8 protein-coding genes are annotated in these 7,373 nt (G+C 42.6%); 2 read left to right on the plus strand and 6 right to left on the minus strand.

The genetic code is table 11. The annotated features are described in order from the left end of the window. Positions 1-160: 160 nt before the first annotated feature. The 6 genes from gdhA to JI65_RS08875 all read right to left on the minus strand — a co-directional run bounded on the left by gdhA (position 161) and on the right by JI65_RS08875 (position 4,945). The gene (gdhA, locus tag JI65_RS08855) at positions 161-1,531 is read right to left on the minus strand and encodes an NADP-specific glutamate dehydrogenase (protein WP_191015370.1); all 1,371 of its coding nucleotides are present in this window, start codon (positions 1,529-1,531) and stop codon (positions 161-163) included. A gap of 295 nt (positions 1,532-1,826) precedes the next feature. Continuing rightward, the gene (locus JI65_RS08860) at positions 1,827-2,678 is read right to left on the minus strand and encodes a cysteine ABC transporter substrate-binding protein (protein ID WP_191015372.1); all 852 of its coding nucleotides are present in this window, start codon (positions 2,676-2,678) and stop codon (positions 1,827-1,829) included. Between the two features lie 104 nt (positions 2,679-2,782). Further along, the gene (locus tag JI65_RS17830; RefSeq protein ID WP_479694090.1) at positions 2,783-3,112 is read right to left on the minus strand and encodes an AAA family ATPase; all 330 of its coding nucleotides are present in this window, start codon (positions 3,110-3,112) and stop codon (positions 2,783-2,785) included. Next, positions 3,013-3,558, minus strand: coding sequence for an ATP-binding cassette domain-containing protein (locus JI65_RS08865; RefSeq protein WP_340138437.1), 546 nt, complete (start codon positions 3,556-3,558; stop codon positions 3,013-3,015). The genes JI65_RS17830 and JI65_RS08865 overlap by 100 nt, the downstream gene beginning before the upstream one ends. A gap of 37 nt (positions 3,559-3,595) precedes the next feature. Next, positions 3,596-4,282: an amino acid ABC transporter permease gene (locus JI65_RS08870; RefSeq protein ID WP_191015374.1), complete on the minus strand. Its 687-nt coding sequence runs from the start codon at positions 4,280-4,282 to the stop codon at positions 3,596-3,598. Then, positions 4,283-4,945, minus strand: coding sequence for an amino acid ABC transporter permease (locus tag JI65_RS08875; protein ID WP_191015377.1), 663 nt, complete (start codon positions 4,943-4,945; stop codon positions 4,283-4,285). A 489-nt stretch (positions 4,946-5,434) separates the two neighbouring features. Between JI65_RS08875 and JI65_RS08880 the strand changes: the two genes are divergently transcribed. Both JI65_RS08880 and JI65_RS08885 read left to right on the plus strand, forming a co-directional pair. Next, complete coding sequence (locus tag JI65_RS08880; RefSeq protein ID WP_191015380.1) at positions 5,435-6,172, plus strand: NAD-dependent protein deacylase; 738 nt, start codon at positions 5,435-5,437, stop codon at positions 6,170-6,172. Between the two features lie 86 nt (positions 6,173-6,258). Continuing rightward, the gene (locus JI65_RS08885) at positions 6,259-6,897 is read left to right on the plus strand and encodes an RpiB/LacA/LacB family sugar-phosphate isomerase (protein ID WP_191015383.1); all 639 of its coding nucleotides are present in this window, start codon (positions 6,259-6,261) and stop codon (positions 6,895-6,897) included. Positions 6,898-7,373: the final 476 nt, after the last annotated feature.

Below are 7,373 nucleotides of genomic sequence, written 5' to 3' on the forward strand. Positions count from 1 at the left end.
CATAAAAAAGCCCGCCCCGAATCGGAGCGAGCCGTCCTGTGATTTTACCCGCTTGCCGAACGGCAATGTCGGGTAGAAATTAATTTGACACGCTTGACGCAAGTCAAGTCGTGCTCATAGCGTTTTATACTGCACACGAAGTGTGTCAGCGTAAAACTTATTAGACAAGACCCTGAGCCATCATAGCTCTTGCTACTTTCAAGAAGCCGTAGATGTTTGCGCCTGAAACGTAGTCTACAGTTGCGCTTGGAGCGAACTTTTTAGCTGTTTCGTAAGCGTTGTCGTGGATGTTTGTCATAATCTGCTTGAGTTTTGCATCAACCTCTTCGCGAGTCCATGAGAGGCGCTCTGAGTTCTGAGACATTTCAAGGCCAGAAACTGCTACACCGCCGGCGTTTGAAGCTTTTCCTGGAGCAAAGAGAACGCCCTTTGACTGCAGATAAGCGATTGCATCTGCACGAGTTGGCATGTTAGCGCCCTCTGCAACGAGTTTTACGCCGTTAGCAACGAGCTTTTCAGCATCTTCCATGTAGATTTCGTCCTGAGTAGCGCATGGGAATGCACAGTCAGCTTTAACTCCCCATGGCTTTTCGCCCTTGAAGAATTTTGCCTTTGGATATTTTTTAACGTAAGCGTCAATCTTTTCGCGGCGAGCACGGAATTCCATAACGTAAGCGAGCTTCTCAGCGTCGATTCCGTCTTCGTCAAGGATGTAACCTGTTGAATCAGAAAGTGTGATAACTTTTCCGCCCAACTGAGTAACTTTCTCACAAGCGTACTGAGCAACGTTTCCGTCACCAGAAATGATTGCTGTCTTGCCCTTGAAGTCTGTTCCGGCAGCTTTGAGCATGCACTCTGCAAAGTAGATAAGACCGTAGCCTGTAGCTTCTGGACGAATCAAAGAACCGCCGAAGTCCAATCCTTTACCTGTAAGAACACCTGTAAAGTTGTTTACGATTCTCTTGTACTGACCGAACATCCAAGCTACTTCGCGTCCGCCTACACCTTTGTCTCCGGCTGGAACGTCTGTATCTGCACCAATGTGGCGATAAAGTTCTGTCATAAATGACTGGCAGAATCTCATAACTTCTCCGTCTGATTTTCCGTGTGGATCGAAGTCAGAACCACCTTTGCCGCCGCCCATTGGAAGGGTTGTCAAAGAGTTTTTGAGAACCTGCTCGAATCCCAAGAATTTAAGAACGTCAAGACCAACTTCTGGAGAGAATCGGAGACCTCCTTTGTAAGGTCCGATTGCAGAGTTGAACTGAACGCGGAATCCGCGATTTACGTGTGGCTTACCCTGATCATCTGTCCACGGAACTCGGAACATGATGATTCTTTCAGGTTCTACAAATCGTTCGAGAACTGCTGTGGTCTCAAGCTCAGGCATTGTGTCTACAACTGGCGAAAGTGTCTCCAAAACGAGACCGGCTGCCTGCAAAAAATGCTCCTGGTCAGCATAGCGACCCTGAAGTTCTTCCCAAACACGCTTGCAGTAAGCGTTCTTAACGTTAAAAGATTTGATAGCCATATCGCGTAACTCCTTGGCTCGGTTTGCGTTTCGCATCCCGATTTTTTAATGTCTGCGTTTTTTAATTCAAAAAATGCAAAAAAAAAGACAAAAATGTCTCAAACAAAACTCGACGATTTTTCTGACGGGCAGAATAAAACCTCAAGGTTTATTTTAGACATCTTTGTCTGCAAGTTAGTTTAGTGAAAATAAAAATCCGTGTCTAGCATTTACGAAAAAAGGCAGAATAAATTTTTGTCTTTTTCTCGCCATATTGCCCAGGCACGGATTAGGCGTTCCTCAGGGGGTTAAAAAATTAGAGGGTTCCGCCTTCTACTACAAGGTTGTTTGCATCAGACTGCGGACCGTACACTTCCCGGAGTGTTGCTTCGTAGTCTGCGTGGAAGAACTGTTCTTTTGCCAGGGACTTGATTTCATCGTTAATCCAGTTAAGGAGTTCTGTATTTCCTTTCTGAACTGCCGGTGCGATTGTGTCCAGGTCTCCGAGGGATTCGATTCCGACTGTAAAGCCGTTGTTTTCAATTGCCCAGGCAAGAACTTCCGTGTTGTCTGTGGAAAGAGCTGCTCCGCGGCCGTCAAGAAGTGCGTTGTAAGCTTCTGCATACTGGTCGAATTTAAGCAACTTAACTTCTGGGTAATGTTCCGTAAAATATGTTTCTGCCGTCGTTCCTTTTGCAATGATGAGTGTTTTTCCGTTTAAGTCTTCCGGAGTTTTTATAAGGTCGTTGTCATTTGAAACTACGCCGAGGGCACATTTCATGTACGGCAGCGCGAAATCTACTTTTTCTGCGCGGGCTGGCGTTACTGTAAAATTTGCAAGTACAAGGTCAACTTTCTTGGTTTCAAGAACTTCAACTCGTGCGGCTGCTTCAACAGGAACGTATTCTGCTTTTACGCCAAGGTCTGCGGCAATTCGCTCCGCAAAGTAAACGTCGTATCCCTGGTACTTTCCGTTTTCATCAACATAACCAAAAGGTTTCTTGTCGCTGAAAACTGCAATCTTGATTGTTCCACGTTCCTTTATCTTTTCAATTGAAGATTTTTCAGAAACAGGTTCTGCTTTTGCTTCTGATTCCTTTTTCTGGCATCCTGCAAATAAAGCAAGAATCAATGCCGAAATTGCGATGAGACTTAGTATTTTTTTCATATCGACTCCTTGATTTGAGAATTTAATGAAATAGTTGTACCGTTTTATTACCTAGTATGTCAATAGGTAATATGTGAAATTTATCAATTCTCAATTTTCAGTTTTCACTCGCTTTGGATGTGTTCATTTCCAGCTGTCCTTGATTCAAACGTAAAAGTTTTCAAAAAATTTCTTGCGCGTTCTGTCTTAGGATTTGTAAAAAATTCTTCCGGAGAGGCCTCTTCTACGATGTTGCCGCCTTCACCCAAAAAAATGATTCTGTCTGCTATTGCGCGGGCAAAAGCCATCTGATGAGTTACGATAATCATCGTTTTTCCTTCTTTTGCAAGGTCCATCATAAGGTCAAGGACTTCCCGCACCATTTCGGGGTCAAGGGCCGCAGTAACTTCGTCAAAAAGCATGATTTCAGGATGCATACAAAGGGCGCGGACAATCGCTGTGCGTTGTTTTTGTCCTCCTGAAAGTTGGCGCGGAAAGGAATTTTTTTATCGATAAGGCCGATTCTTTTTAAAAGCTGCTCAGCCTCGTTTTTTACTTCTGCCGGGTTTCTTTTTTGCACTTTTACTGGTGCAAGAAGAATGTTTTTAAGAACCGTAAGGTGCGGAAACAGTTCATAGCTCTGAAAAACCATTCCGATTTTCTGACGGATTAAGTGCATGTCTTTTTTTCGGTTTGAAATCAATTCGCCGTCAAGAAGAATTTCTCCGCCCTGAATTTTTTCAAGCCCGTTTATACAGCGGAGAAGAGTAGATTTTCCGCAGCCGGAAGGTCCTAAAATAACGACGACTTCGCCTTTTTTTACCGAAAGACTCAAATTCTCTATGATTGTCACGCCGTCTGAAAATGTTTTCTGTAAATTTTTTATTTCTAAAAGTGCCATATTCTATTCCTTTCTGAAATCCCTAAAAATCCGAATTTTAGATTTTTTGTCGCTTTTCAATATACTTTGCCAGAATCGAAAGTACTTCGCAGACCAGAAAGTACATAAAAAAAATGACTGCATAAACTGCAATTGATGCCGTTGGAATTGTCATTCTGTTTGCGTCGATAATCTGCTGTCCGATTTTTACAACTTCGATTACGCCCACAAAAACTATTAGGGAAGTGGTTTTTACCATTCTGGTTATAAGGTTCATGCAGAGCGGAACAAGTCTTCCGATTGCTTGCGGGGCAATTACATACAGAAAGATTTGCCGCTCTGTAAGTCCGAGCGCACGTCCGCTTTCGTATTGGTGTTCTGGCAGTGTCGTAATCGTGCCGCGTACCAGGTCTCCCATTTCTGCTGTTCCCCACAACGTAAATACAAGAATCGAAGCTGCTTCTCCGCTTAAGGAAATCCCAAATGAACGGGTCAGCCCGTAATAGGCGATGAACAGAAGAACCAGCTGTGGCATAATTCGCATGACTTCCAGATAGATTTTTGTTACTGCCTTAATTAGAGGATTTTTCCAGGTCATTGCGATTCCTAAAAGCGTTCCCAAAAAAATTGAAAAAATTACCGAAACGGCAGAAATCCAAATTGTGACCCAAAGCCCTGAAAGAAGCCTGAGAAAATTTGTGCCCATAAAAAGCACGCTGAATGCAGTTGAAATTGCTTCCGTCATTTAGTGCCTCCCGAATTGTGCGAAGTTAAGTTTCCGCTCCGCAATTCCTGTCAGGACTGAAATTGGAATCAACAGGATAAAATATGAAACGACAAGCATCATAAGGGCTTCTTCCGTTTTGTAATACAGCCCGATAAGGTCTTTTGCCACATACATTAAATCCGCCATTGCAACTGCACTGAAAACTGAAGTTTCTTTTATCAGAAAAAGTATATTTGCGCACAAGCCTGGCAAGGAAAGCGTAAATGCTTGCGGAAAAACGACATACAGCATTATCTGCATTTTTTTGAGTCCGAGGCTTTTTGCACTTTCAATCTGACTTTTTGAAACTGATTCCAGAGCCGACCGAAAAGTTTCTTCCATATAACTTCCGCCCAAGAACGTCATTCCAATCAAGCAACACTGAAGGGATGAAAGTTTTATGCCAATGCGCGGGCAGGCAAAATACAGAAAGAAAAGCTGAATGAGCAAAGGCGTGTTCCTTGAAAGCTCCACGTAGGCTCCTGCGATTTTTGAAAGGACTGGAACCTTTTCGTATCTGAGGAGCGAAGTTACAGTTCCGACTGCTATTGAAAGCAGAATGCCGGCAGCCGCGATGCGGAGTGTCAGCCATGCTGCTTCCTGGTACATAGGAATAAATTTTTGAATAAATGTAAAATCCATAATTTCCTAGTTAGTATATCTGAATTATATATATTTTGTCTTTAGAAATTCTGCTTATTTTAGTTGAAGCATGCTTTTTTTAATCGACCTTCAAATTCATTTTGGGAAACTCATCCGATTTTGTGGAGAAAAAACTGTGTCAATGTGATTTGTATAAAGTTTTGTTATTTATGAAAAATAGTTTAATTTTTCTTTAAAATTATTTGAATTTTTTAAAAGGTAGATTAATATTAATTTAAGTATGTTTTTAGATTGAAACGAAATCAAAATACCCAAGTTCCCCTGCCAGCCCGCAGAAACATTTCGTTAGATGCATGAAAGCATATTTATCCCCTATTTTTTTTAGGCCGAATTTCTGCAGAGGAATTCGGCTTTTTTTGTTTAAAGTGATAAAATTGAACGCAGAAATAATTTTTGGGCGCAGCTGAACGCAAATGTGTGCTGATTGGGTTCGGATATATTCAAAAAAAATTTTATTTGGAGGAAGCCATGAACGAAAAAATTGAAAAGTTGCAGAAAATGATTGATGAGTCTTCTAAGATTGTTTTTTTTGGCGGTGCGGGAGTTTCTACCGAGAGCGGAATTCCTGATTTTAGGAGTCAGGATGGCTTGTACAACCAAAAATGGAAGTATCCGCCGGAAGTTATCATCTCTAGGTCTTTTTTTGACAAAAATCCGAAAGAATTCTACAGATTTTATCGTGAAAAATTGATTATAAAAGATGTGAAGCCAAATGTTACGCATTTAAAACTTGCGGAACTGGAAAGGACCGGAAAACTTTCTGCCGTGGTTACGCAGAATATAGACGGACTTCATCAGGAAGCGGGGAGCAAGCGGGTTTTTGAGCTTCACGGAAGCACTTTGCGCAATTTCTGCATGAATTGTCATGCTCCGTACGGAATTGATTTTATTGCCGAGAGCGAGAATGCCGAGGACAAAATTCCCCGTTGCACTAAATGTGGCGGAATCGTTAAGCCGGACGTTGTTCTGTACGAGGAAGGTCTTGATGAAAATGTTATTGAAGGCGCGATAAACGCGATTTCTGAGGCCGACATGCTGATTATTGGCGGTACGTCGCTCGTGGTTTATCCTGCCGCGGGGTTGATTCGCTATTTTAGGGGAAATCATTTGGTTTTGATTAACAAAAGCGAGACTGCCGCCGATGCGAACGCGGATTTGGTGATTCACGATTCGCTTGGAAAAGTCTTTGAGCAGATAAAAGTCTAAGCGCTGAGCTTTCACTGGTGGTTGGCTTTGTCAAAACCGCCTTTTTATCTGTTAGAAAAGAAAAATATATTTTTTGGGAGAAAAAAATGAGAATTGCTCTTATTAATGAGAATTCACAGGCTGCAAAAAATGCAGTGATTGAGTCGGCTTTGAAGAAAGTTGTGGCTCCTCGTGGTTGGGAAGTTGTTAACTACGGAATGTATTCTGCTGATGATAAGGCTCAGCTCACTTACGTTCAGAACGGAATTCTTGCGGCTACGCTTTTGAATTCTGGTGCGGTTGACTTTGTTGTGACTGGTTGCGGAACTGGCGAGGGCGCAATGCTCGCGTTGAACAGTTTTCCTGGCGTAATTTGCGGTCACGTTGCAACTCCTTTGGACGCGTACACTTTTGCACAGATTAACGACGGAAATGCGATTTCTATTCCGTTTGCGCTCGGTTTTGGCTGGGGCGGAGATTTGAATCTTGAGTACATTTTTGAAAAGCTCTTCTCTGAGCCGTTTGGCGGCGGATATCCAAAGGAGCGCGTTGTTCCTGAGCAGAGAAACAAGAAGATTCTTGACGGCGTTCGTGCGACTGTATTCAAGCCGTTCACCGACATTTTAAAGTCTCTCGACAAAGATTTGGTAAAAGGTGCTTTTGCCGGCGAGAAATTCCAGGAATATTTCTTCCGAGATGCAAAAGACGAGGCTATAAAAGAGACTGTAAAAGCTTTGTTGGCATAAGATAAGCGACTGAAAAGTTAGAGTTTTCAGACGAAGGGGGATGTCCTAAAAGTATTGTCATTCTGAATTTGTTTCAGTATCTACGCTTCATATAGTGTAGAGATTCCGAAACGAGTTCGGAATGACACTGTGTTAAGAACTTATTGGACAGCCCCTTTTTTTTAATATCAGATAGTTGGTTAAAAAAAAGTATTAAAATCTGTAGTTTTTTGACTTTTTCGAATCCTGTTTACAAACTTGAAAATCCATATAACTGCACTTTTCCGCCTGCCAGACAAATAATCGATGAATTTCCGGGCTTTTGGAAATTGCGAGCGGCGCGCGGAGCAATAAAACAGCCTCTCCGAGTCGCCGCAGTGCTTGTCGCGGCGAGTCGGAAGCCCCTGTAAGTGGCCCCGCCAAAGCGCGAGTTTTGGGAAACGCTAAAAGCTATTTTGTGCTTGGAAAATTTTACGTGTGCGTTTCCGAAAAGTCGC

The organism is Treponema zioleckii (assembly GCF_014737315.1).
Taxonomy (GTDB): Bacteria; Spirochaetota; Spirochaetia; order Treponematales; family Treponemataceae; genus Treponema_D; species Treponema_D zioleckii.